Here is a 21,866-nt window from a genome sequence, read left to right on the forward strand (position 1 = left end):
CGGGGCCTGCTATCCAGCGGCCCCGCTTCTGACAATGGACGGACGCAATGGAAAAAATTCCGATGACAGCAGGCGGCCATGCCGGGCTTGAGGTCGAGCTGAAGCAGCTGAAGTCGGTCGAGCGTCCGGCGATCATCCGGGCCATCGCCGAGGCGCGCGAGCATGGTGATCTTAGCGAGAACGCCGAGTACCACTCGGCGAAGGAAAAACAGTCTTTCATCGAAGGCCGCATCAAGGAAATCGAGGGTATTCTTAGCCTCGCCGAGGTGATTGACCCTGCCAAGCTGTCCGGGCCGATCAAATTCGGGGCGACGGTGACACTCGTCGATGAGGATACCGACGAGGAGAAGACCTATCAGATCGTGGGCGAATACGAGGCCAGCATCGAAAAGGGTCTCTTGAACATAAAATCGCCGATTGCGCGTGCTCTGATCGGCAAGGAAGAGGGCGACAGCGTCGAGGTCCATACGCCCGGTGGAGATCGGTCCTACGAAGTGCTAAAGATCGCTTACATTTGATTAGGCGGCTGACACATGCGCCCCAGCAGCGACAGTGGCCCTGGGAAGGGCTTTGAAACCAAGCCGGACTCCGAAGGGATTACGTCAATCGAGTTGATCGCATTGGCGCTGTCGCTCCTGTGGCTTGTGGGAACCGCGGTGTTTTTCCTGTTATTGGCGCCGCGGGTGGAGACAGATGGCGGGGCGTTGCAGTTCGTGATCATCCTGATTGCGGTGTTCATGCCTGTCGCGATGATCTGGGTCGGGGCTACGGCGGCGCGGACCAGCCGGGTCATGCGAGAGGAAAGCCGCCGTTTGCGGGCGGCTATAGATGCGATCCGCCAAGCCTATGTGACGCAGAGCCAGACGCTCGGCCAGACGGTCGACAAGACTGTAAGCCAGAAGCTTGACGAGATCGCGGCAGCGCAACGCAAGACCGAGACTGCGCTTGCGACCTTCTCGACAACCCGCGCAGATCAGCCAGAACCACGACCTGTGTTGGCACCTGCGCCATCGCCGACAGATCCGAGTGATCAGGTCGCGCTCCCGCTTGGCACCTCGGCCGAGGACATACAGCCGCCATTGGAACGCATGGATTTCATTCGCGCGCTCAATTTCCCGGATAACCCCGAGGACAAGGCCGGGTTTGCCGCGCTACGCCGCGCGCTCAAGGATCGGCCCACGGCCCAGTTGGTTCGGGCCTCGCAGGATATTCTCACGCTGATGTCGCATGATGGCATTTATATGGATGACCTGCGCCCGGACATGTCCCGCCCCGAAATCTGGCGTCGTTTTGCGGAGGGCGAGCGCGGGCGCACCATCGCGGCGCTTGGCGGGATTCGGGATCGTTCGTCCCTTGCGCTGACAGCGGCGCGCATGAAGCAAGACACGATCTTTCGCGATGCGGCACATCATTTTCTGCGTTTGTTTGACCGGATGTTCACGCAGTTTGCAGAGACTGCAACCGATGCCGAGGTATCGGAGCTTTCCGAGACTCGCACTGCGCGTGCGTTCATGTTGCTTGGTCGGGTTGCAGGCACGTTTGACTGAGTGATCCGACGCGCCACCTGATCAGTCGTGTTGCCCCCGCCACAAAAGCACGGCATGATGCGTGCCTGAGGAGATAAGACCGATGCGCAAGTTTCTCGTCGTGCTGGATGACAGCCGCGAATGTCTCAATGCCATGCGCTTTGCTGCCATGCGCGCCGCCCATACCGGGGCCGGGGTTGAAATCCTCGCCGTGATCCCGCCCGAGGAGTTCAACCACTGGATCGGCGTTGGCGATCTGATGCGCGAAGAGCAGCGCGAGCGGATCGAGGCGCATTTCGAAGTGTTCGCGAAATGGATGCGCGACAAGCAAGGCATCGACCCAGAGCTTGTGATCCGCGAGGGTGAGCCGACTGACGAGATTATCGCGCAGGTGCGCGATGATTCGGAAATCGGTGTTCTCGTCCTGGGGGCCGCGACGGGCAAGAAGGGGCCGGGTCCCCTGGTGACACAGCTCACCAAAACCGCTGGCACCCTGCCCATTCCCATTACCATAGTGCCCGGCGATTTGAGCAAGGAACGGCTTGAGGCGATCACCTGAATCATCGCAGCTTTTCAGTTTAGAATGGTTCCAAACCTTGACTTGCGCGCTGCCGGGGCGCATATCTGAGCCAACACGAAAGGGCGCTGCAATGTTCATCCAAACCGAATCCACCCCCAATCCCGCGACGCTCAAGTTCCTGCCCGGGCAAACCGTGTTGGACGCTGGCACTGCGGATTTCCCGACCCCCGAGGGCGCTGACACATCACCTTTGGCCGAACGCATCTTCAAGGTGCCGGGCGTAGCAGGCGTTTTCTTTGGCAATGACTTCGTGACCGTGACCAAGGACGAGGCTACCGACTGGGACCATATCAAGCCCGCGATTCTGGGTGCCATCATGGAGCACTACCAGTCCGGTCAGCCCGTGATGCTGGGCGACGGTGGTGTCGCATCCGGCCATGCCGATCACAGTGGCGAGGACTCCGAGATTGTTGGCCAGATCAAAGAGCTGCTTGATACCCGCGTGCGCCCTGCCGTGGCACAGGATGGCGGCGACATCACCTTTCACGGGTTCGAGCGTGGCGTGGTCTATCTGCACATGCAGGGCGCCTGTGCCGGGTGTCCGTCGTCCACCATCACCCTGAAAATGGGGATCGAGAATCTCCTGCGCCACTATATCCCGGAGGTAACAGAGGTGCGGCCTGTTGGGGTCTGAACCACTCACACTGGCATTTGACACATCGGCCGCGCATTGCGCGGCCGCTTTGCTGTCTGGTGACCGCACGATTGCTCTGCATGCTGAAGAGATGGCACGTGGGCAGGCCGAAAGGCTGATGCCCTTGCTGCAAGAACTGCTCACAGAGGGCGGCGCCCGGTGGCAGGATTTGGCGCGTATTGGTGTCGGGATCGGGCCTGGCAATTTCACCGGTATCCGGATTTCGGTCGCGGCGGCGCGTGGCTTAGCGTTGAGCCTTGATATTCCCGCGATCGGCGTGAGCACATTGGCGGTGATCCGACTCGGGGCCGAGCGGGGTACACCCTGTGTCCCGGCGCCACGTGCTCAGGGTTATGTGCAGAGGCCCGGCCAAACGCCGGAACTTGTGGCGATGGCGGATGTTGATCAGCCCGTCCTGCCACCCATAGCCCTCACTCTGGCCGAGAGGATCGGGTGGATTGCAGCGACAGCTCCGGCCGATGCCGGGTTGCCGGCACCGCTCTATGTCCGCCCTGCTGATGCGGCACCTGCTCGCGATGTTCCCCCGGTGATCTTGGATGACGCCTGAGGATATGGCGGCCTGCCATTCAAGCGCCTTTGCAGGCATCGGGCGGGCTTGGTCCAACGTAGAGTTCAACGCGCTTGTTGACAGTCCACTCGTGTTTGTCACCGGGGATGCGCGCGGGTTTGCGCTTGGTCGCGTGATTGCGGATGAGGCGGAGTTGCTTACGTTGGCAACCGCGCCTGCACACCAAAGATCCGGGCTCGCGCGCACCTGTCTCGCCGCATTCGAGCGCGAGGCCGCTTTGCGTGGCGCGCGCGTCGCCTTCCTCGAAGTGGCGGAGGACAATTTGCCGGCACGCGCGCTCTATGATGGCGCAGGCTATACAGAGGCCGCGCGACGCACGGCGTACTATGTCCGTCAGAATGGAGAGACTTCGGATGCTCTTGTCCTGCGCAAAAGTTTGGCCGCGCAGGGTGGAGATGCGTCATCCGGCGTGGTCTGATCCTGGCTCTGGCGTCATCGTCTATCCGCTGCCAATCAAGACCCCGGCCGCGAAGACTAATGCGCCGCCCAGAACCACCTGAAACGCCGCCCGAAAGAACGGGGTTTCCATGTATTTGTTCTGGATCCACGCAATCGCCCACAGTTCGACAAAGACGACGACAAAGGCGATGATCGTGGCGGTCCAGAAATCCGGGATGAGATACGGGAGCGCGTGGCCAAGGCCGCCCACAGTGGTCATCACGCCCGAGGCGAGACCACGCTTGAACGGACTGCCCCGCCCCGATAGCTCGCCATCATCGCTTGCGGCCTCGGTAAAGCCCATGGAGATGCCGGCACCGACGCTGGCCGCCAACCCGACGAGAAAGGTCGTCCAGGTGTCCTGAGTGGCAAAGGCGGTGGCAAAGATCGGGGCCAGCGTCGAGACCGAACCGTCCATCAGCCCGGCAAGGCCCGGCTGCACCCATGTCAGCAAGAACTGCCGCTTGGAGGTGCGGTCCTCGGCGTCACGGGCGTCGCCGCTCAGATGTTCTTCCTGCAACTCTTCGGCGCGGGTCTGGTGGCCCGCCTCGGCGGCGGCGAGATCACCCAAGAGCTTGCGGGTGGCGGCGTCGCGGCTGTGCTGGGCGGCCTTGAGATAGAAGGCTTCGGCGTCGTGCTCCATCGCCTCGGCCTCGTCGCGGATGCGCTCGATCCCGAGGTTTTCCACCAGCCAGATCGGGCGCCGGGCATAGAAGCCCGCCACATGCTCGCGGCGGATTAGCGGGATCACGTCACCAAAGCGAGAGCGATGCAACTCGATCAGGCGTTGTCGGTGGCCGTCCTCCTCGCGCGCCATGCCGTCGAACATGGCGGCGCTGTCGGGATAGTCGGCGCGCAGCATCTCGGCATAGGAGCGGTAGATGCGCGCGTCGTCTTCTTCGGACGAGATCGCGAGGGCGAGGATTTCCTGCTCGGACAAATCCCTGAAGCGGCGGCGGGAGGAAAAACCGGGAATCATTGCGAACCTCATTTTAGAATAGTTCTAACTTACGTGCGCAGGTGGAATGTTCAATGGTCAAAATCACAGATACTTAAAGTGAACCAGTCAGTTCACTTTTCTCTTGAATTCTAAACTGATCGGTTTAGATATTAAGTGAACGAAACAGTTCAGTTATGGAGCTTACCATGAAACCGACCTTTACCGCCTTTGTCTTCGCCCTTTCTCTGGCCGCCTCACCCGTGCTGGCCTTCAGTGTGGATATGAGCAGCCTGACCCCGACCCTGACCTATCCCGACCCCGCGCCGCAGCCGGTCACCAAGGATCAGGGCGGGATCTCCAAGTAAATTCCGCCGGGCCGCTGATCAGGTGGCCCGCGCCCTTGCCGCGCACGCAGATGTGCTTGCGGATATCCGCCCGGCCCGACTACACTGTCCAGACCTGTCTGGAGGGGTTTAATGTCGGCAACGGCCGCGGAAATCAAAAAAGGGCGCAAGTTCGATCAGGTGCTCGACGGGGCGCGGCGCATTTTCATGCGTGACGGGTTTGAGGGCGCGAGCGTCGACGAGATCGCGCGCGAGGCGCAGGTTTCGAAGGCAACGCTCTACAGCTATTTCCCCGACAAGCGTCTGCTGTTTTCCGAGGTGGCGCGGGTCGAATGCAACCGGCAGGCCGAAGAGGCGCTGGAAGTGATCGGCAAGGGTGCTGCGATCGAGCATGTGCTGCATGAGGCCGCGAGCCGGATCGTAAACTTCTTCCTGTCGGATTTCGGCCAGCAGGTGTTTCGCATCTGCGTATCGGAATCGCACCGCTTCCCAGAGCTTGGCAAACGGTTCTATGCCTCGGGCCCCGCGCTCGTGCGCGAGCGTATGAGCATGGTTCTGAAACCCTATGTCGAGGCGGGTGTGCTGCGGATCGACGACATGGATCTGGCCGCCAACCAGTTCGGGGAGCTTTGCAAGGGCGATCTGTTCATCCGCTCGCTGTGCGGGATGTGTGATGAGATCACCGAGGCCGATGTGGAGCGCGTCGTGAATGGCGCGGTCGAGATGTTCCTGGCGCGTTACCGCGCCTGACCTCAGGCCTGCGCCCGGTCATGTCCCCGGCGATCTTTTCCGCGATCATGATGGTGGGCGCATTGGTATTGCCCCCGACAAGGCGCGGCATGATCGAGGCATCCACCACGCGCAGCCCCTCCATGCCGTGCACGCGGCCCTCGCCGTCGACCACGGCCATCTCGCCCCGCCCCATCGCGCAGGTGCCCACCGGGTGATAAATCGTGTCGGCGCGCGCGCGAATGTCGGCCTCCAGTGCGGCATCGCTCCCGCCATGCGGATAGAGCCGCCGTTTGCGCCACGTATCGAGCGGCGGGGCGCGCAGGATTTCGTCCACCCGCCGCGCACTACGCTTAAGCAGGTCAAGATCGCGCGGGTCGCTGAGGAACGCCGGGTCGATCAGCAGCGGATCGCCTGCGCGCGCCGAGCGCAGGGTGACGCGCCCCCGGCTATGGGGCCGCAGCACGCAGACATGGCAAGAATAGCCGGGCCTGAAGTGCAGCTTGCGCATGTGGTCATCGACCACCCCGATCACGAAATGCAGTTGCAGGTCGGGCCGGTCGAGGCCCGGTTTTGAACGCAGGAACGCCCCGGCCTCGCCATAGGGGGAGGTGAAATGTCCTTGCCCCGATTTGCGCCATGCAAGACCCGCCCGAGCCATTCGCCATAGCCCCCTGGGATCGAGGCTGACCACATCATCGCTGAGTGAGTGTTCCAACAGGGTGTAATCGAGATGATCCTGAAGGTTCTCGCCCACGCCGGGCAGGTCGTGGCGGGGCGAGATGCCATGGGCCTGCAACTCCTCCGCCGGGCCAATCCCTGAGAGCTTCAACAGATGCGGCGAGCCGAAGGCGCCGCTGCCAAGGATCACCTCGCGTGTGGCTTGCACCTCTTGCACGCGGCCCTTGTGGCGATAGCGCAGGCCGGTGGCGCGCTTGCCGTCGAGAAGCACCCGCTCGGCCCTCGCATTGCGGATTACGGTCAGGTTTGTTCGCGCGAGCGCGGGAAAGAGATAGGCCGCCGCAACCGAGCACCGCTCGCCTCGGTTGGGGCCGTCGAAATACTGCGTCACCTGAAACATGCCCGCGCCCTCCTGCCGGGCACCGTTGAAATCGGTGTTGTGGGGGATTTGCAGGCTTTCGCAGGCGGATATGAACGCCTCTGACACGGCGCGCGGGGCGTCTTGGTCCGTGACCTGCAACGGGCCGTGCTGCCCGTGCAGGTCATCCGACAGGCGCGCGTTACGCTCGGCCCGGCGGAACCACGGCAGCACGCTCTGCCAGTCCCAGCCGTCACAGCCCAGATCGGCCCATTCGTCGTAATCGCGCGGGTGACCCCGCACATAGAGCATGGCGTTGATCGCGCTCGATCCGCCAAGCGCGCGGCCACGCGGCTGATAGCCACGTCGTCCATTGAGGCCAGGCTGCGGCACAGTCCGCAGCGCCCAGTTGTTGAGCTTGGGCCGCCCCGACACCATCGCCGCCACGAGCGCAGGCGCGCGGATCAGAAGATCGCGCCCAGAGCCGCCCGCCTCGATCAGGCAGACCCTGACCGATGGGTCTTCGCTCAGCCGCGCGGCCATGACGCAGCCTGCGGAACCGCCGCCGACGATGATGAAATCATAGCGCATCTGCCCATCCTCCTGCGGCAGAGCCTATGCTGAACACCCGACAACGCAAAAGCCCGACGCAACGTCATGCGCCGGGCTTTGGATGTTTGTATGGGGGCGTCTTAGCCCGGGCTCATCCCGCGCAGACGCTCGGACCGGCGGCGCAGCATTTCGAGCGTCGCCAGCAGAACAATGGATATCGCCACAAGGATTGTCGCCACAGCGAGGATCGTCGGGCTGATCTGCTCTCGCAGGCCGGTGAACATGCGCCACGGCAGGGTCTGCTGATTGGCCGAGCCGACGAAGAGCACCACCACCACCTCGTCGAACGAGGTGATGAAGGCGAAGAGACCGCCCGAGATGACGCCGGGCAGGATGAGCGGCATCTGTACGCGGAAGAACGTCGTCACCGGGTCCGCGCCCATATTGGCCGCCGCCCGCGTCAGCGAGCGGTCAAAGCCCACCAGCGTCGCCGTCACGGTGATGATGACGAAGGGAATGCCCAAGGCGGCATGGGCCAGCACGACCCCCATATAGGTGCCCTGCAAGCCGATCCGGCTGTAGAAGAAATACATCCCCGCCGCCGAGATGATCAGCGGCACGATCATCGGAGAGATCAGGATCGCCATGATCGCACGGCGGAACGGCACATGTTCGGAACTCAGGCCAATCGCGGCCAGAGTGCCGAAGCTGACCGACAAGAGCGTCGCCACCGGTGCGATGGCCAGCGAGTTGCGCAGCGCCTGCTGCCAGCCGCTCGAGGTGAAGAAATCCTCGTAATGCTTGAGGCTGTAGCCCGCGGGGTCAAAGCGCAGCATTTCCGGCGTGAAGGTAAAGAAGTTCTCGGCATTGAAGCTGAGCGGCATGACCACGAGGATGGGTGTGATCAGAAAGACGAAGATCGCGCCACAGAGAACCCTGAAGGAATAATGCCACAGCACCTGACCGCCGGTCAGGTACGGCGCGAGGTTGGCACGATATCGTCCCTCGCCGATCCAGTAGATGAAGAACGCGAAGAACCAACCGAACAGCACCCCGAGCACGAAGCCCGGCACGCCTGCCAGCAACACGCCCGCAATGGTAAAGAGAGCAATGATGCCCCAGCGGACGGGCTTTTCCATGCTCAGCCCGAGGACCTGCAACGCGACAAAGCCGAGCGCCATCAGCGCCACGGCACCGACGACGATGCCCATCAGGCCCGAACCATGCGAGGTGCCGACAAAGAGACCGGCAAAGGCCCCCGCCGCGCCAATCACCGGCAGCGCAAAGGAGAGTGGTTTCTTCTCAATCGGTGTGAGTGTCATGACGCTCATGGCTCAGCCCCCCAGCTTCACGTTGTCGATGCCGACAATCTTGTCATAGGCCCAGTACAGGATCAGAACCACCGCCAGGAGAATAGACCCGAGTGCGGCCGCAAGACCCCAGTTCAGCGAGGTCGAGATATGATAGGCGATCCGGTTCGAGATGAACGTGCCGGTCGTGCCGCCGACGATTTCGGGTGTGATGTAATAGCCGATGGCGAGGATGAAGACGAGGATCGAGCCCGCGCCGATGCCCGGCACCGATTGCGGGAAATAGACCCGCCGGAACGCGGTGAACGGAGTGGCGCCAAGGCTCTTGGCCGCACGCAGGTAGCTCGGCGGGATCGTCTGCATCACCGAATACATTGGCAGGATCATGAACGGCAACAGGATATGCGTCATCGCCACGATCGTGCCGAACTGGTTGTTGATCATCACCAACCGGCTTTCATCCGCGACAAGGCCCAGCCAGACCAGGACATCATTGATGACCCCCTGTTGTTGCAACATCACCTTCCAGGCGCTCGTCCGCACCAGAAGCGATGTCCAGAACGGCAGCAGAACAAGAATCATCAACAGGTTCGCCGTGCGTGCCGGCAGGTTTGCAAGGATCCAAGCAATCGGATAGCCGAGCGCGATGCAGCTGAAGGTGATCATCATCGACATGAACATCGTACGCTTGAACAGGATGCCGTAGATGCGCTCGTCCTCATCGCGCAGGGCAATGCCCTCGGTGGTCTTTTCCATGTCCACGGCGTTGAGGAAATAACCGGTCGTGTAGGGTGGCGAATAGGTTTGGATCACCTCCCAGTATTCGACCCGGCTCCAGTCCTCGTTGGATTCGATGAACGCAGTTTGCATGTCGACCGGCGGCAACTCTGCAGCTGCGGCCTGGCGCAGGATATCGGCACCAGGACCATCGTAAGTGGCCAACGCCGTCACCGTGCCCGGATCTTCCAGATCGAGCGCGAGTGCGGCATACACCGCTTCCCAGGGGTCTTCCTCCGCAACGACATCCTCGTCGATGAAATGGACAAAGGCGGCAAAGGCGGAGTATGCCCGTGCGGTGTTGGGCAATATGTCAGATATTGCGGCACCGGGCACAAAGCCTACATCGCCGCTGTAGATGTCGGATTCGAGCTGCTCGAGACGACCGATCTGGTTGGAGAGCAGGCGTTCGTTGCTGTCCGCGCCCTCGCCTCCCGACATCATGTCATACCAGACTTGCGCCTCTTCAAACTCTGGGCTGATCTCTTCGAGCGCGTCCTGAAAGACCTCGCCCATGTCGTCCACATCGCGCCCCGTCGTGCGAAAGAGCGACGACACGCCGCTTTCCTCGTAGTTCAGGCGGCTGCCCAGCTTGGTGTGCTCCTTGGCCTCGGAGGCGAGGAACAGATCGAAATAAAGTGCTCTGAAAGTGGTTTCCTCTGGTAGCTCCTCGCCATCCCAGTCGCGCAGTTCCTCGACCGTCATCGGGAGGGTATTGCCAACGATCTGGTTCTCGACCGAGCGGAACAGCATGTCCGCAATAGGGGCGATAAACGCAACCAGTACAAAAATCAGCAGCGGCGCTATGAGCGCGAGGGCCCGCATCTTTTGCGCGCGCAATGCGCGTCTCAAGCTGCGTTTCAGTGGCGTGCCGTCAGCGGCAAGCACCGGGCCGGTGTCAGAGGTATCGCTCATGTCATCCCCGTCGGACTGATCTGTTATGATTATTGAGATCCGGATCTTGCGCCCGGTCCGAAAAGAGGGGGCCTTTCAGCCCCCTCTCGATGTTCAAGGCGTGCTTATTGAGCCAGCCATGCCTGGAACTTGGCGTCCAGATCATCGCGGTTATCCGCCCACCATTCGTAGTCGTAGATGTGGACGTTGGTCGCGTTGGCCGGGTCTGTCGGCATATGCGGAGCCATTTCAATCCCGAGCTCGGCGTGCTTACCCACCAGCGGAGCGGACGATTCGCGTGCCGGACCGTAGGAGATATAAGCAGCCTGATCTGCGAGGCGCTGCGTGTCGGTCGCGAACTTCAGGAAGTCCATGACACGGGCCAGGCGATCTTCAGGCAGACCGGCGGGAACAATCCAGCCGTCAAGATCGAAGGACTGCATGTCCCACATCATGCCGATCGGCTGATCCTGCTCGGCGATGGCCGAGAACAGACGTCCGTTATAGGTCGAACCGAGGAAAACCTCGCCGTCCGCCAGGAGCTGGGGTGTTTCCGCGCCGGCCGACCACCAGACAACCTGATCCTTGATCGTATCGAGCTTGGCAAGCGCGCGGTCTACGCCCTCATCCGTGCCCAGCACATCATAGATCTCGTCCTTGGCCACGCCATCGCAGTAGAGTGCCCACTCCATGTTGTCGATCGGGCGCTTTTGCAGCGACCGCTTGCCCGGATAGGTTTCCAGGTCAAACACGTCGCAGATGCTGCTCGGGGGCTCTGTGCCTTCCGGTACCATGTCGGTGCGATAGCCAAACGTGGTCGAGTAGACGATCTGCGGAACAAAGCAATCGCTGACGATCAGGTCGCCAAAATCGTCGCTCGCATCGGTGCCATCGGGGGCTGCGGCCAGAACCTCGTCGTGGTCGAGCTCCATGGCGAGGCCCTCGTCACACAGGCGCATCGCGTCCGAGGCCACGACGTCGACGAGATCCCAGGTCACGTTGCCAGCCTCGTTCATCGCGCGCAGCTTGGCGACGGCCTCCGCCGAGCTTTCGTCCCATGTCGCCGATACGCCGGGATTGTTGGCAAGATAGGGTTCGACATAGGCTTTCTGCTGGCTTTCCTGATAGGCACCGCCCCAGGACACAAGCGTCATGCTGTCGGCCATCTCCTGCGCAGTCGCAGACGCGCCAGCCGCAACGGTCAGAGCCGTCGTCGCAAGCAGGGTTTTCGTGAGTTTCATGAACATACTCCCAGTTTTTTGGTCCCGTTTTGGTGAATGGGCCCCGTGTCACGGGTGGAAACATCCGGAGCCTCGCTCAACCCGCACCGGCGGAGGCCGCCGCTGCGAATATCCGTAAGACTTATGTCGCGTCGAGCGCGCGGCAATCGTCGGGCAGCCAGCCGATCTCGATCTGCTCGCCCGGTTGCAGGCGGCGCTGGTCGGGGGCGTTGCGTGTCTTGATGATGAACTCATCCGTGCCCGCCACCCGCAGGCGGGTGCGGAAGATGTCGCCCATATAGATGAATTCGACCACCTCGGCCTTGAGCGTATGGGCATCCGGGCTGAGGCGCTCACGGTTGAATTCCACCCGCTCGGGGCGGATCGAGATCAGGGTGCGGTCGCCCGGCTTTTCCACGTTCACGGGCTTGGCGTCGATCAGCCCGCCATCGTCGAGCTGGACAAGTGCAAGGCCGTTCTTGATCTCTTTCACCGTGCCTTCGAGGGTGTTGTTCTCACCGATGAACTGCGCGACGAAACTGTTTTGCGGGCTCTCGTAAAGCTCGTCCGGCGGTGCGAGTTGCTGGATCTTGCCATCGTTGAACACCGCGACCCGGTCAGACATGGTCAGCGCCTCGGTCTGGTCATGGGTCACGTAGACCGTGGTGATCCCCAGTTCATGCGCGAGATGCGTGATCTCGAACTGCATCTTCTCGCGCAGCTGCTTGTCGAGGGCGCCGAGCGGCTCGTCCATAAGCACCAGTTCCGGCTCGAACACCAGCGCCCGCGCCAGTGCCACGCGCTGCTGCTGCCCGCCAGAGAGCTGCGCCGGGCGACGCCCGCCGAAATCACCCATCTCGACCATCTCGAGTGCGCGCTTGACCTTGGCCTCGCGATCCGACTTGCCGATCTTGCGCACCTCCAGCGGAAAGCTGAGATTCTCGGCGATGGTCATGTGCGGAAACAGCGCATAGTTCTGAAAGACCATGCCGATGCCGCGCTTGTGCGGCGGGATGTTGTTGATGCTGACCCCGTCGAGCTTGATCTCGCCATGGGTGGCGGTCTCGAAGCCCGCGAGCATCATCAGGCAAGTCGTCTTTCCGGACCCCGACGGCCCGAGCATGGTCAGAAACTCGCCTTTGGGCATCGAGAGGTTGAGGTCTTTCACGACAAGCGTTTCGCCGTCGTAGCTTTTCTGCACGCGTTCAAACGCAACGAACGCGTCGTTGTTTCCGGTATCAGCCAACGTAGGCTCCCTGTTGTTTATACGTCGTGAATTTTTCCACGTTCGGCAAAGACTAAAACGCCAAATCTCCAGTGATGCAAGTGAACAGCGACCCTTTTTGCAAGATTCCCGGCGTCGCAGGTCAATTTGCCTGCCAGATCACCGGATTCAGTCGAATGTCCTTCATCCAGGAGTGCAAGAAACGGCCGCCAGAGTGATCCCTGACGGCCCCTTCGCGCGGATTGTATTTTATCCGAGGATGGTTTTCACCGCCTTTGCAGTTTTTTCCACCACCTCGTCGGCCTCGGCCTTGGTCAGGCAGAAGGGTGGGGCGAATCCCAGGATATCGCCCTGCGGCATCGCCCGTGCGATGACGTGATCGGCGGCGAGCGCGGCGGAAATCTGTGGCCCCACCTTGTCGGCGGCGTCAAAGAAGGTGCGGCTGTCGCGATCCTTGACGAACTCCACCGCACAGAGCATCCCTTCGCCGCGCACCTCACCGACATGCGGGTGATCCCCGAGCGCCTCGGCCATGGTGCGATTGAGATAGCCGCCCACCTCTCGGTTGTTGGCGATCAGGTCCAACTCGTCCAGCAGCTTGAGGTTGGCCACACCCGCCGCCGCGCCGATCGGATGCGCCGAATAGGTCCAGCCATGGCCGATGGGGCCGTTCTCGTCGGTGCCCTGCTCCAGCACCTTCCACATCTTGTCGCTGACGATGCTGCCCGAGAGCGGCGCATAAGCCGAGGTCAGCCCCTTGGCGATGGTGATGAGATCGGGCTTGAGCCCGTAATGCTCGGAGCCGAATATGGTGCCAAGACGGCCAAACCCGGTGACGACCTCATCGGCAACGAGCAGGATGTCGTGCTTTTCCAGAATCGGCTGGATCGCCTCCCAATACCCGGCAGGCGGCGGCACGATGCCGCCGGTGCCCAGAACCGGCTCGCCGATGAAGGCGGCAATGGTGTCGGCCCCCTCGCGCGCGATCAGCCCCTCCAGCTCTGCCGCGCAATGGGCGACAAACTGGTCCTCGGTCATGTTCACATCGTCGCGGCGATAGTAATACGGGGCTGTCGTGTGGAGCACCTGCGCCAGCGGCAGATCGAATTTCTGATGAAAGAGATGCAGCCCCGTGAGCGAGCCGGTCATCAGGCCAGAGCCGTGGTAGCCGCGCCAGCGCGAGATGATCTTTTTCTTCTCGGGACGGCCTAGGATGTTGTTGTAATACCAGATCAACTTGATGTTGGTCTCGTTGGCGTCACTGCCCGAGAGGCCGAAATAGACCTTGGACATGTGATCGGGCGCGCGGTCGAGGATCATCTTGGCGAGCGTGATCGACGCCTCTGTGCCGTGGCCGACATAGGCGTGGTAATAGGCAAGTTCCTTGGCCTGATCGGCGATCGCATCGGCGATTGCCTCGCGCCCGTAGCCGACGTTGACACAGTAGAGCCCGGCGAAGGCGTCGAGCAGGCGGTTGCCCTCGCGATCCTCGATATGGCTGCCGCTGCCGCCGGTGATGATCCGGTTCGGGGCCTCGCCGCGCGCGAATTGCGCAAGGTGCGTCGAGGGGTGGAAGAAATTCTCGCGATCCCATTGATCGAGTTGGTCATTGCGCAGCATGGTTTTTCCTTTCGCTTGTTCTGGGGCGCCGGAATTTTCAAAAATTCCGGGCCGAAATCTTTTCAAGATTTCGTCTGCTCACGCCCAATCGCGGCAGACATACTTGATCTCCATGAATTCCTCCATGCCGCGCCTTGCGCCTTCGCGGCCCAGGCCAGATTGCTTGACCCCGCCAAAGGGAATGGGCGCGCCGGTGACCTTGGTGCGGTTCACCGCGACCATGCCGAATTGCAGCGCCCGGGTCATCCGGTAGATGCGGCGCGGGTCGTGGCTGTGCAAATAGGCGATCAGGCCGAATTCTGTGGCATTGGCGCGGCGCACCACCTCGTCCTCGGTGTCGAACGGCGTGATCGCCGCCACCGGGCCAAAGGTCTCGTCGCACATGATCGCGGCGCTATCCGGCACATCGGTCAGCACCGTGGGCTGGTAGAACAGCGGGCCAAGGTCGTCACGCTGCCCGCCGCAGGCCAGTTTCGCGCCGTGCTTGAGCGCATCGGCCACATGTTCTTCCTGTTTCTGCACCGCCTTTTCGTTCATCAGCGGGCCGATATCGGGATCGTCCATACCGTGCCCGATCCTGAGTGTCTGTGTCGCGTCGGTAAAGCGGCGGCAGAATTCGTCGTAGATCGCGCGCTCCACGTAGATGCGGTTGGCGCCCAGACAATCCTGCCCGGAGGTGGCGAACTTGGCCTTGATCGATTCCTCGACCGAGGTTTCAAGATCGGCATTCTTGAACACGATCACCGGGGCGTGACCGCCCAGTTCCATGACCAGTTTCTTCACCGTGCCCGCGCATTGGCGATAGAGCAATTGCCCGATATTGGTCGAGCCGGTAAAGCTGAGCGCGCGCACGCGGGTGTCACTCGTCCAGGGCTCCACCACCGTTGCGGCGCGGCCCGTGACCACGTTGAACACGCCCGCCGGGATGCCTGCGCGCTCGGCCAGTTCCGCCAGCGCCAGCGCGGAATAGGGAGTCTCTCCGCTCGGATGCGCCACCACGGTGCAGCCTGCCGCCATCGCCGCCGCCGCCTTGCGCGTGAGCATAGCGGCGGGGAAATTCCACGGGGTGATGAGGGCAGCGACGCCCACCGGCTCCAGCCACAATTCGACCTCGGCATCGGGCAGGTGGCTGGTCACGCCCTCGATATTGGGGCGCTTGGATTCCTCGGCGTAATATTCCACGAAACTCGCGGCGTAGTCGATCTCGCCCCGCGCCTCTGACAGGGGCTTGCCCTGTTCCAGCACCATGATCCGCGCCAGATCTTCTTTATGCTCGATCATCAGGTCGAACCAGCGGCGCAGAATGGCAGAGCGGTCCTGTGGCAGGGTCATCGCCCAATCGTCGAACGCGTCTTGCGCGGCATCGACCGCCAGCCGCGCCTGATCGGCGCTGAGGCTGGCCACGTCGCCAAGCGCCGCGCCGTCGCCGGGGTTGCGCACGGCGATGGTCTCACCATCCTCGCCGGCCACCCATTTGCCGCCCAGATAGGCAAAACTGCGCACAAGGCGCGTGTCGGTGATCCCGTTCCGGGTCCAGATTGCTGAATCAGACATGAGGCCCTCCTTTGCGCAGAAAAATATACTGTGTGAGCAGAGGGTGGGGCTGAACTGAGCGCCGCTTGCAGAATCTTCTTCTTCTCAGGGCGCAAATTTCCGGAGAATCATTCGAAAAACATCTCCAGCGGTGGCAGGCGCGGGGATTTGACCGGCTTGGTTACGATATAGGTGAAATACCGCGCCAGCCCGATCCGGGCCTCCAGCATCTGGTCGATGAGCCGCTGATAGGCGTCGATGTCGCGGGTCACGATCTGCATCAGGTAATCGAACCCGCCGCCCAGGGCCCAACAGGCCGTCACCTCGCCGTAATGTTGCACGCTGTCCTCGAAGGCGTGGAAAGACGCCGGCGTGTGGTCCGCCAGTTCAACCGCAACAAAGACCGTCACATGCGGCCCCAGCTTCTTGAGGCTGATGCGGGCGTGATAGCCCTCGATCAGCCCGGCCTCTTCCAGCCGTTTCAGCCGCTCCCAGCAGGGGCTTGCCGAGAGGCCGACGCGGGCCGCCAGTTGCGCCTTGGTGATGCGCCCCTCATCGGCCAGCACCCGCAGGATTTCCAGGTCGCGCGCGTCGAGCCTCATGTATGGATCACCGTGCCCACCTCGCGGCCCGCAAGGCGCGCCATGACATGGGTGGCGATCGCCGTGTCCTGCGCGCCGGTGCCGGTGAGGTCGCAGATCGTCACCTCGGACGCATCGCGCCGCCCGCGCGCGCGGCCCCGAATCACGTCGCCCAGTTCGGCCGGGCTACCCTCGGCCCAGAGACCCGCTTGCAATGCGGCGCGCAATTCGCCCAGCGATTGCGCCTGCGGGGCGCGGTCGGCAACGTAGAGATCGGCCTGCACCAGCGCCTTTGGGTCGATCTCGTTCTTGCCCGCCTGATCCGAGCCCATGGCGGTGATGTGCAACTCGGGATGCAGCCACTCGGCCTTGATCACCGGTTCCCTGGCGGGGGTGGTGGTGATCACCAATTGGCTCGCCGCGACCAGATCCGCGGGGTTGTCGACCACGCGAATATCGCATTTGAGGTCCGCCAGATCCTCGGCGCAGGCGCGCGCCTTCTCCGCGTCCCGTCCCCAGATCAGCAGCCGGTCATACTTTCGCACCAGATGCGCCGCGCGCGCCTGAAGCCGGGCCTGCACGCCGGTGCCGATCACGCCTGCAGTATGAACAAGATCGGGCGCGAGGTATTGCGCCGCGACCGCCCCCGCCGCCGCCGTGCGCAGATCGGTCAGGTAGCCATTATCCAGAAACACCGCCTCGACCAGCCCGGTCCGGGCCGAGAAAAGGATCATCAAGCCATTGAGGCTGGGCAGGCCCAGCTTGGGATTGTCGAAAAAACCGGGGCTGACCTTGATCGCGAACCCGTCAAGGCCCGGGATATAGGCGGTTTTCACATCGACCTCGCCATGCGCCTCGGCGAGCTCCATCGACATCACCGGCGGCATCACCACCCCGCCATCCGACAGCGCGCCAAAGGCCTGCTCGATCACCCTCACGGTGTCGCGGTCGAGCGTCACGGCGGCGCGCAATTCCGCCTCGGTCACGATCCGAATGTCATGTGCCATATCGCTTGCCCTCAATCACCATATCACCCAGTTTCACGTCCTGCCCGGTGATGACCCGGGTGAACATCTCCATATCGAGGTTGCGGCCGGTGATGATGGTGGCGGCCGGTCCCGTGACGCTCACCTTGCCCGAGAGCACCGCCGCGAGGCCCACGACGCAGGCCCCCTCGGCCACGATCCGGTCTTCGTAATAGAGCACCTGCATGGCGTGGTAGATGTCGTCCTCGGTCACCAGCACCACCTCGTCCAGCAGATCGCGGCACATCGGAAAGCTCAGCCGGTTCTGCATGCCGATGCCGCCGCCGAGGCTGTCGGCGAGGCTCGCCACCTCCTCGACCTCGACGGGGCGGCCGGCGCGCAGGCTCTCGTGCATCGCGGCGCCGCGGTCCATGCTGATGCCCACGACACGGATCGACGGTTTGATCGCCTTGGCGGCCATCGCCACACCGGCGGCCAGCCCGCCGCCCGACAAGGGCACCAGCAGCACCTCGGTATCAGGCCGCGCCGCCATGATCTCGAGCCCGATGGTGCCCTGGCCCGCGATCACAAGCGGATCGTCAAAGGGCGAGATCTCGGTCAGCCCCTCCTCTCGCACCAGTCGCTCGGCCTCGGCCTGCGCATCATCCTGACTGCGCCCGATGATGCAGACCTCGGCCCCCAGCGCGCGAATGCCGTCGACCTTGGCTTGCGGCACCAGTTCCGACATGCAGATGACGGCGCGAATACCCCGCTCGCGCGCCGCATAGGCCACGCCGCGCCCGTGATTGCCGGTGGAGCAGCAGGTCACCCCCGCCGCCTCGCGCACCCCCGCCACGGCGTTGAGCGCACCGCGCAGCTTGAACGCGCCGATGGGTTGCATGTTCTCCAGCTTGAGCAGGAAATCATGCCCGCAAACCGCACTCATATGCGGCGACGGCACCAGCGGCGTGGCATCGGCCACCCCGGCGATCACCTTCGCGGCGGCGTGAACATCGGCGAGAACCGGGCGCATCGCTGTCTCCTTTTCAAAATCTGTGCGCAATCTGCGCGCGGTGCAGCCTATCGTCAACTCTGCGTCATCATACGGCCTGAAAACGACATGCGGTGGCGTATTTCTTGGGGCAGCCCGGTCAAAAAACCCCTAACCGGGCAAAATCTCCAACCGACGGGCCCTGAAATGATCGAAAAAGACCTTCCCTTCTCCGACCAGGAATATCAGCGCCGCCTCGAGAAAACCCGCGCCGCCATGGCCGCGCGCGATCTCGACGCGATCTTCGTCACCGACCCCTCGAACCAGCACTGGATCACCGGCTATGACGGCTGGTCCTTCTATGTGCATCAGGGCGTGCTGGTGTTTCCCGATGCCGATCCGATCTGGTGGGGCCGCAATCAGGATGCCAATGGCGGCGTGCGCACCGTCTGGATGACCGATGACCGTGTGATCGGCTATCCCGACAACTATGTCCAATCCTTCGAGCGTCACCCGATGCAGGATCTGGCCGAACGTCTGACCGGCATGGGGCTGGCGGACAAGCGGATCGGCGTGGAGATGGACAATTACTATTTCTCCGCCAAGGCCATGCAGACCCTGCGTGAGGAACTGCCAGAGGCGACGTTCCTTGATGTGACGAGCCTTGTGAACTGGCAGCGCGGCGTGAAATCCGACGAGGAACTGGCCTTTATTCGCAAGGCGGCTGCGATCTCGGAAAAGATTACCGATGGCCTCTTCGAGCGGGTCGAGCCGGGCATTGCCAAGAACGAAATCGTCGCCGAGATCTTTCGCGACGCCATCCGCGGCGTTGAAGGCGCGTGGGGCGATTATCCGGCCATCGTGCCGCTGTTGCCGTCGGGCTCAGACGCCGCCGCGCCGCACCTGACATGGAACGGGCGTGAATTTGCCACCGGCGAGGCGACGTTCTTCGAGATTTCAGGCTGCTACCGCCGCTATCACGCGCCTTTCTGCCGGACGCTGTTCCTCGGCAAGCCGCCGCAATTCCTGCTCGACGCGGAAAAGGCGCTGGTCGAGGGGCTGGAGGCCGGGCTCGAGGCGGCAGCGGCGGGCAATCGTGCCTGCGACGTCGCCAATGCGCTTGCGGCGCCGCTGGAACGTGCCGGGATCGAACGTGGCGCGCGCTGCGGCTATCCCATCGGCCTCAGCTATCCGCCCGACTGGGGCGAGCGCACGATCAGCCTGCGCTCCGAGGATGAAACCGTGCTGGAACCCGGCATGACGTTTCACTTCATGCCGGGGTTGTGGATGTCCGATTGGGGCCTCGAGATCACCGAGTCGATCCTGATCAAGGAGACCGGCCCGGCAGAAACCTTCTGCAACCGGCCGCGCAAGATGTTCGTCAAGGACTGATCAGTAAAAGCCCCCACGTGCTGAACCGTGGGGGCGATACGCGTTCCCGACACTTATTCCCATTCCATCTGCTCGTAGACGCGACCGGCATTCTTGGTGGCCAGTTCCTCGTACGTATCCAGACGGGCATAGGGGGACTGATCCACGTAATAGGCGTCGGTCAGGTCACCGCCCGCGTCGATATGTTCGCCGATGCGCGCGCGCAGGTATTCCAAATAGCCTTTGGTATAGCGGCGCACCTGATCCATGTTTGTCGGATGGCCGTGACCGGGTATGACATAGGTGGCACCGAGCGGCTCGAACGCCGTGTCCCACGTTTCCAGCCAATCGCGCGTGTTCGTTTCCGGAAAGATCGGCAGCATGCGTTCGTGAAAGGCCATGTCGCCTGAAATCACGAGGCTTTGTTCCGGCAGCCAGACGACGATGTCGCCCGCACTATGCGCCGGGCCGAGATAGCGGGCCTCGATTCGAAAATCGCCCATGTCGATGATATAGTCATCGCTGAACGTCTCTGTGGGCAGGACCGCTTCGGTTCCCTCGGCGCGTTCCCTGGTGATGCGCCGCGCTGCTTGCAGGTCAGTGCCGCCATGGTTCTCGAATTCCGCCGCCGCGTCCTCATGCGCGACGATGGGCACGCCCTGTTCGGACCAGTAGGCATTGCCCAGCATCGCATGGCCCTGACCGTTTTCGTTGAGCACCAGTTTCACCGGTTGATCGGTGAGTGTCCTGATCTCGTCATGCAGGGCGCGGGCGAGACCGTATGACGCGCCACCGTTGATCACCACCACGCCATCGCCGGTCACGATGAAGCTGAGGTTGTTGTTATGCCCCGCATTCTCGTAGGTGGGCGGTGCGGTGGCGCCGATGGCGGACCAGACATGCGGGATTACTTCGACCGGCTTGGAATAGAGCAGGGAGGCGGGGTATTGGTCAGCGATGTCCTCGCTGGCGATCGCGGAGCTTCCGACGAGGACTGTCAGGACGGTCATGAGTGCGCGCATCAGGTCAGACCTCCGTCAAGAAACGATAGGCGTCGCCCATGCGCTCGACCCGGCCCAAACCACCATTGGGGAGGTGAAAGCCGACCATAGCCATCTGATCGGTGGCAAGCTGATCCAGCAACCTCAGGCGCGTGGCGATGCCGGTCTCGGCATCCTGATCCGATCCGCTCGGCCAATTCGGACGCTCGAACGCCAGATGGCCATTGCCGATCGCATCCCCCACGATCAGCGCGGCGTTTCCGTCCTGGCGCACCTCGAAAGCAAGATGTCCGGGCGTATGTCCGGGAGTGTCATGGGTCATGACGCCGGGCAAAACTTCTTGCCCGCCCGTGATGAACTCCATTCGGTCCTCGATTGCCGCGAGCCGCCGGGCCGCGCCGACTGCAAAACTGGCCCGCGCCTCGCCAATTGTGTTCACCGTCTCTGGATCACTCCAATAGTCCCATTCGGCCTGCCCGATCATATGGGTGGCATTGGTGAAGACGGGATCGTCGAAGTCGTCAAGAACGCCCCAAAGATGATCCGGATGGGCATGGGTAAAGAGCACATGGGTGATATCCTCGGCCGCGATGTCGAGCGCATCAAGCGCATCCAGAACCTCCCCGGCGCTTGGCATGAAGGCGTGACCGGAGCCCGCGTCGAACAAGACGGTTCGATCCTCGTCTTGCAGCAAGGTGAGGTTACAGGGCGGCTCCATAGAGTCACCGCTGATGCCATGTTTGGCAAGGATCGGGGCGGCGTCGGATGCGGCCAGATCGCCGAGCAGGAAATCCATCGGCAAAACGAGGTTGCCATCGCTGACAGTGGTGAGCTTTGCCTTGCCGAGCGTGATCTGGGTGGCAGAGAAGGCGGGGCGCGGCAAACCAAAGACTGTGGTCGCCCCCATGGCCGCAAGTATCTGGCGTCTGGTCAGTGTCATCTTTTCCTCTTCCCTTATTTATTCGTATTTGTGAATATGATGCTCTCGGACGTCACGGAACACAAGA

Annotated in this window: 22 protein-coding genes; 9 read left to right on the forward strand and 13 right to left on the reverse strand. The window is 62.4% G+C overall.

Features of this window, described 5'->3' with window-relative positions:
• The first annotated feature begins 47 nt into the window (after positions 1-47).
• From greA to Q0X85_RS07155, 6 genes are all read left to right on the forward strand, one after another.
• Positions 48-518, forward strand: a complete 471-nt coding sequence (gene greA / locus Q0X85_RS07130) for a transcription elongation factor GreA (RefSeq protein ID WP_297770894.1) — start codon at positions 48-50, stop codon at positions 516-518.
• Positions 519-533: 15 nt separating this feature from the next.
• Positions 534-1,547: a hypothetical protein gene (locus tag Q0X85_RS07135; protein WP_297770896.1), complete on the forward strand. Its 1,014-nt coding sequence runs from the start codon at positions 534-536 to the stop codon at positions 1,545-1,547.
• An 82-nt stretch (positions 1,548-1,629) separates the two neighbouring features.
• Complete coding sequence (locus tag Q0X85_RS07140) at positions 1,630-2,085, forward strand: universal stress protein (protein ID WP_297770898.1); 456 nt, start codon at positions 1,630-1,632, stop codon at positions 2,083-2,085.
• 91 nt (positions 2,086-2,176) lie between these two features.
• The gene (locus Q0X85_RS07145) at positions 2,177-2,740 is read left to right on the forward strand and encodes a NifU family protein (RefSeq protein ID WP_297770900.1); all 564 of its coding nucleotides are present in this window, start codon (positions 2,177-2,179) and stop codon (positions 2,738-2,740) included.
• Positions 2,730-3,308, forward strand: a complete 579-nt coding sequence (gene tsaB, locus Q0X85_RS07150) for a tRNA (adenosine(37)-N6)-threonylcarbamoyltransferase complex dimerization subunit type 1 TsaB (protein ID WP_297770901.1) — start codon at positions 2,730-2,732, stop codon at positions 3,306-3,308. Before Q0X85_RS07145 ends, tsaB begins: the two co-directional genes overlap by 11 nt.
• The gene (locus Q0X85_RS07155) at positions 3,298-3,747 is read left to right on the forward strand and encodes a GNAT family N-acetyltransferase (RefSeq protein WP_297770902.1); all 450 of its coding nucleotides are present in this window, start codon (positions 3,298-3,300) and stop codon (positions 3,745-3,747) included. Before tsaB ends, Q0X85_RS07155 begins: the two co-directional genes overlap by 11 nt.
• Before the next feature lie 21 nt (positions 3,748-3,768).
• On the opposite strand, the gene mbfA is transcribed toward Q0X85_RS07155, so the two are convergent.
• The gene (gene mbfA, locus Q0X85_RS07160) at positions 3,769-4,746 is read right to left on the reverse strand and encodes an iron exporter MbfA (protein WP_297770947.1); all 978 of its coding nucleotides are present in this window, start codon (positions 4,744-4,746) and stop codon (positions 3,769-3,771) included.
• A gap of 167 nt (positions 4,747-4,913) precedes the next feature.
• On the opposite strand from mbfA, the gene Q0X85_RS07165 reads away from it, so the two are divergent.
• Complete coding sequence (locus Q0X85_RS07165; RefSeq protein ID WP_297770904.1) at positions 4,914-5,072, forward strand: hypothetical protein; 159 nt, start codon at positions 4,914-4,916, stop codon at positions 5,070-5,072.
• Between the two features lie 111 nt (positions 5,073-5,183).
• Complete coding sequence (locus Q0X85_RS07170) at positions 5,184-5,801, forward strand: TetR/AcrR family transcriptional regulator (protein ID WP_297770906.1); 618 nt, start codon at positions 5,184-5,186, stop codon at positions 5,799-5,801.
• On the opposite strand, the gene Q0X85_RS07175 is transcribed toward Q0X85_RS07170, so the two are convergent.
• The 10 genes from Q0X85_RS07175 to eutB all read right to left on the reverse strand — a co-directional run bounded on the left by Q0X85_RS07175 (position 5,731) and on the right by eutB (position 18,529).
• On the reverse strand, positions 5,731-7,410 hold the full coding sequence (locus tag Q0X85_RS07175; protein ID WP_297770909.1) for a GMC family oxidoreductase N-terminal domain-containing protein: 1,680 nt from the start codon (positions 7,408-7,410) through the stop codon (positions 5,731-5,733). The genes Q0X85_RS07170 and Q0X85_RS07175 overlap by 71 nt on opposite strands.
• 101 nt (positions 7,411-7,511) lie before the next feature.
• The gene (locus tag Q0X85_RS07180; protein ID WP_297770950.1) at positions 7,512-8,693 is read right to left on the reverse strand and encodes an ABC transporter permease; all 1,182 of its coding nucleotides are present in this window, start codon (positions 8,691-8,693) and stop codon (positions 7,512-7,514) included.
• Positions 8,694-8,705: 12 nt separating this feature from the next.
• The gene (locus tag Q0X85_RS07185) at positions 8,706-10,373 is read right to left on the reverse strand and encodes an ABC transporter permease (RefSeq protein ID WP_297770911.1); all 1,668 of its coding nucleotides are present in this window, start codon (positions 10,371-10,373) and stop codon (positions 8,706-8,708) included.
• A 104-nt stretch (positions 10,374-10,477) separates the two neighbouring features.
• A complete protein-coding gene (locus Q0X85_RS07190; protein WP_297770913.1) occupies positions 10,478-11,593 on the reverse strand; it encodes an extracellular solute-binding protein in 1,116 nt (371 codons plus the stop codon).
• Between the two features lie 121 nt (positions 11,594-11,714).
• Positions 11,715-12,818 carry an ABC transporter ATP-binding protein gene (locus Q0X85_RS07195; RefSeq protein ID WP_050662959.1) on the reverse strand — a complete coding sequence of 368 codons (1,104 nt, stop codon included), beginning with the start codon at positions 12,816-12,818 and terminating at the stop codon, positions 11,715-11,717.
• Between the two features lie 228 nt (positions 12,819-13,046).
• On the reverse strand, positions 13,047-14,417 hold the full coding sequence (locus Q0X85_RS07200) for an aspartate aminotransferase family protein (protein ID WP_297770917.1): 1,371 nt from the start codon (positions 14,415-14,417) through the stop codon (positions 13,047-13,049).
• 78 nt (positions 14,418-14,495) lie between these two features.
• The gene (locus Q0X85_RS07205; protein ID WP_297770919.1) at positions 14,496-15,971 is read right to left on the reverse strand and encodes an NAD-dependent succinate-semialdehyde dehydrogenase; all 1,476 of its coding nucleotides are present in this window, start codon (positions 15,969-15,971) and stop codon (positions 14,496-14,498) included.
• 107 nt (positions 15,972-16,078) lie between these two features.
• Entirely contained in the window at positions 16,079-16,552 is a 474-nt protein-coding gene (locus Q0X85_RS07210) for an Lrp/AsnC family transcriptional regulator (protein WP_297770921.1), read from the reverse strand.
• Entirely contained in the window at positions 16,549-17,538 is a 990-nt protein-coding gene (locus Q0X85_RS07215) for a cyclodeaminase (protein WP_297770923.1), read from the reverse strand. The genes Q0X85_RS07210 and Q0X85_RS07215 overlap by 4 nt, the downstream gene beginning before the upstream one ends.
• Positions 17,528-18,529: a hydroxyectoine utilization dehydratase EutB gene (gene eutB / locus Q0X85_RS07220; RefSeq protein WP_297770925.1), complete on the reverse strand. Its 1,002-nt coding sequence runs from the start codon at positions 18,527-18,529 to the stop codon at positions 17,528-17,530. The genes Q0X85_RS07215 and eutB overlap by 11 nt, the downstream gene beginning before the upstream one ends.
• A 165-nt stretch (positions 18,530-18,694) precedes the next feature.
• Here eutB and Q0X85_RS07225 point away from each other — a divergent pair, with 165 nt between their 5' ends.
• Positions 18,695-19,879 (forward strand): M24 family metallopeptidase, encoded by a 1,185-nt coding sequence (locus tag Q0X85_RS07225; protein ID WP_297770927.1) that lies wholly within the window; start codon positions 18,695-18,697, stop codon positions 19,877-19,879.
• Between the two features lie 53 nt (positions 19,880-19,932).
• Here the strand turns inward: Q0X85_RS07225 and Q0X85_RS07230 are convergent, their stop codons facing one another.
• Together Q0X85_RS07230 and Q0X85_RS07235 are read right to left on the reverse strand one after the other, a co-directional pair.
• The gene (locus tag Q0X85_RS07230; RefSeq protein ID WP_297770928.1) at positions 19,933-20,880 is read right to left on the reverse strand and encodes an MBL fold metallo-hydrolase; all 948 of its coding nucleotides are present in this window, start codon (positions 20,878-20,880) and stop codon (positions 19,933-19,935) included.
• Positions 20,881-20,884: 4 nt separating this feature from the next.
• The gene (locus Q0X85_RS07235; protein WP_297770930.1) at positions 20,885-21,799 is read right to left on the reverse strand and encodes an MBL fold metallo-hydrolase; all 915 of its coding nucleotides are present in this window, start codon (positions 21,797-21,799) and stop codon (positions 20,885-20,887) included.
• Positions 21,800-21,866 lie beyond the last annotated feature (67 nt).

It is taken from the genome of uncultured Roseovarius sp. (assembly GCF_947259555.1).
GTDB lineage: Bacteria > Pseudomonadota > Alphaproteobacteria > Rhodobacterales > Rhodobacteraceae > Roseovarius.

Excerpts from the sequence above, each read along its gene's own strand:
- greA (WP_297770894.1), top strand. The coding sequence starts at position 48 with ATGGAAAAAATTCCGATGACAGCAGGCGGCCATGCCGGGCTTGAGGTC.
- Q0X85_RS07230 (WP_297770928.1), bottom strand. The coding sequence starts at position 20,880 with ATGCGCGCACTCATGACCGTCCTGACAGTCCTCGTCGGAAGCTCCGCG.
- Q0X85_RS07145 (WP_297770900.1), top strand. The coding sequence starts at position 2,177 with ATGTTCATCCAAACCGAATCCACCCCCAATCCCGCGACGCTCAAGTTC.
- eutB (WP_297770925.1), bottom strand. The coding sequence starts at position 18,529 with ATGCGCCCGGTTCTCGCCGATGTTCACGCCGCCGCGAAGGTGATCGCC.
- Q0X85_RS07140 (WP_297770898.1), top strand. The coding sequence starts at position 1,630 with ATGCGCAAGTTTCTCGTCGTGCTGGATGACAGCCGCGAATGTCTCAAT.
- Q0X85_RS07210 (WP_297770921.1), bottom strand. The coding sequence starts at position 16,552 with ATGAGGCTCGACGCGCGCGACCTGGAAATCCTGCGGGTGCTGGCCGAT.
- Q0X85_RS07185 (WP_297770911.1), bottom strand. The coding sequence starts at position 10,373 with ATGAGCGATACCTCTGACACCGGCCCGGTGCTTGCCGCTGACGGCACG.
- Q0X85_RS07200 (WP_297770917.1), bottom strand. The coding sequence starts at position 14,417 with ATGCTGCGCAATGACCAACTCGATCAATGGGATCGCGAGAATTTCTTC.
- Q0X85_RS07225 (WP_297770927.1), top strand. The coding sequence starts at position 18,695 with ATGATCGAAAAAGACCTTCCCTTCTCCGACCAGGAATATCAGCGCCGC.
- Q0X85_RS07180 (WP_297770950.1), bottom strand. The coding sequence starts at position 8,693 with ATGACACTCACACCGATTGAGAAGAAACCACTCTCCTTTGCGCTGCCG.
- Q0X85_RS07135 (WP_297770896.1), top strand. The coding sequence starts at position 534 with ATGCGCCCCAGCAGCGACAGTGGCCCTGGGAAGGGCTTTGAAACCAAG.
- Q0X85_RS07205 (WP_297770919.1), bottom strand. The coding sequence starts at position 15,971 with ATGTCTGATTCAGCAATCTGGACCCGGAACGGGATCACCGACACGCGC.
- Q0X85_RS07165 (WP_297770904.1), top strand. The coding sequence starts at position 4,914 with ATGAAACCGACCTTTACCGCCTTTGTCTTCGCCCTTTCTCTGGCCGCC.
- Q0X85_RS07170 (WP_297770906.1), top strand. The coding sequence starts at position 5,184 with ATGTCGGCAACGGCCGCGGAAATCAAAAAAGGGCGCAAGTTCGATCAG.
- Q0X85_RS07190 (WP_297770913.1), bottom strand. The coding sequence starts at position 11,593 with ATGAAACTCACGAAAACCCTGCTTGCGACGACGGCTCTGACCGTTGCG.
- mbfA (WP_297770947.1), bottom strand. The coding sequence starts at position 4,746 with ATGATTCCCGGTTTTTCCTCCCGCCGCCGCTTCAGGGATTTGTCCGAG.
- Q0X85_RS07155 (WP_297770902.1), top strand. The coding sequence starts at position 3,298 with ATGACGCCTGAGGATATGGCGGCCTGCCATTCAAGCGCCTTTGCAGGC.
- Q0X85_RS07215 (WP_297770923.1), bottom strand. The coding sequence starts at position 17,538 with ATGGCACATGACATTCGGATCGTGACCGAGGCGGAATTGCGCGCCGCC.
- Q0X85_RS07175 (WP_297770909.1), bottom strand. The coding sequence starts at position 7,410 with ATGCGCTATGATTTCATCATCGTCGGCGGCGGTTCCGCAGGCTGCGTC.
- Q0X85_RS07235 (WP_297770930.1), bottom strand. The coding sequence starts at position 21,799 with ATGACACTGACCAGACGCCAGATACTTGCGGCCATGGGGGCGACCACA.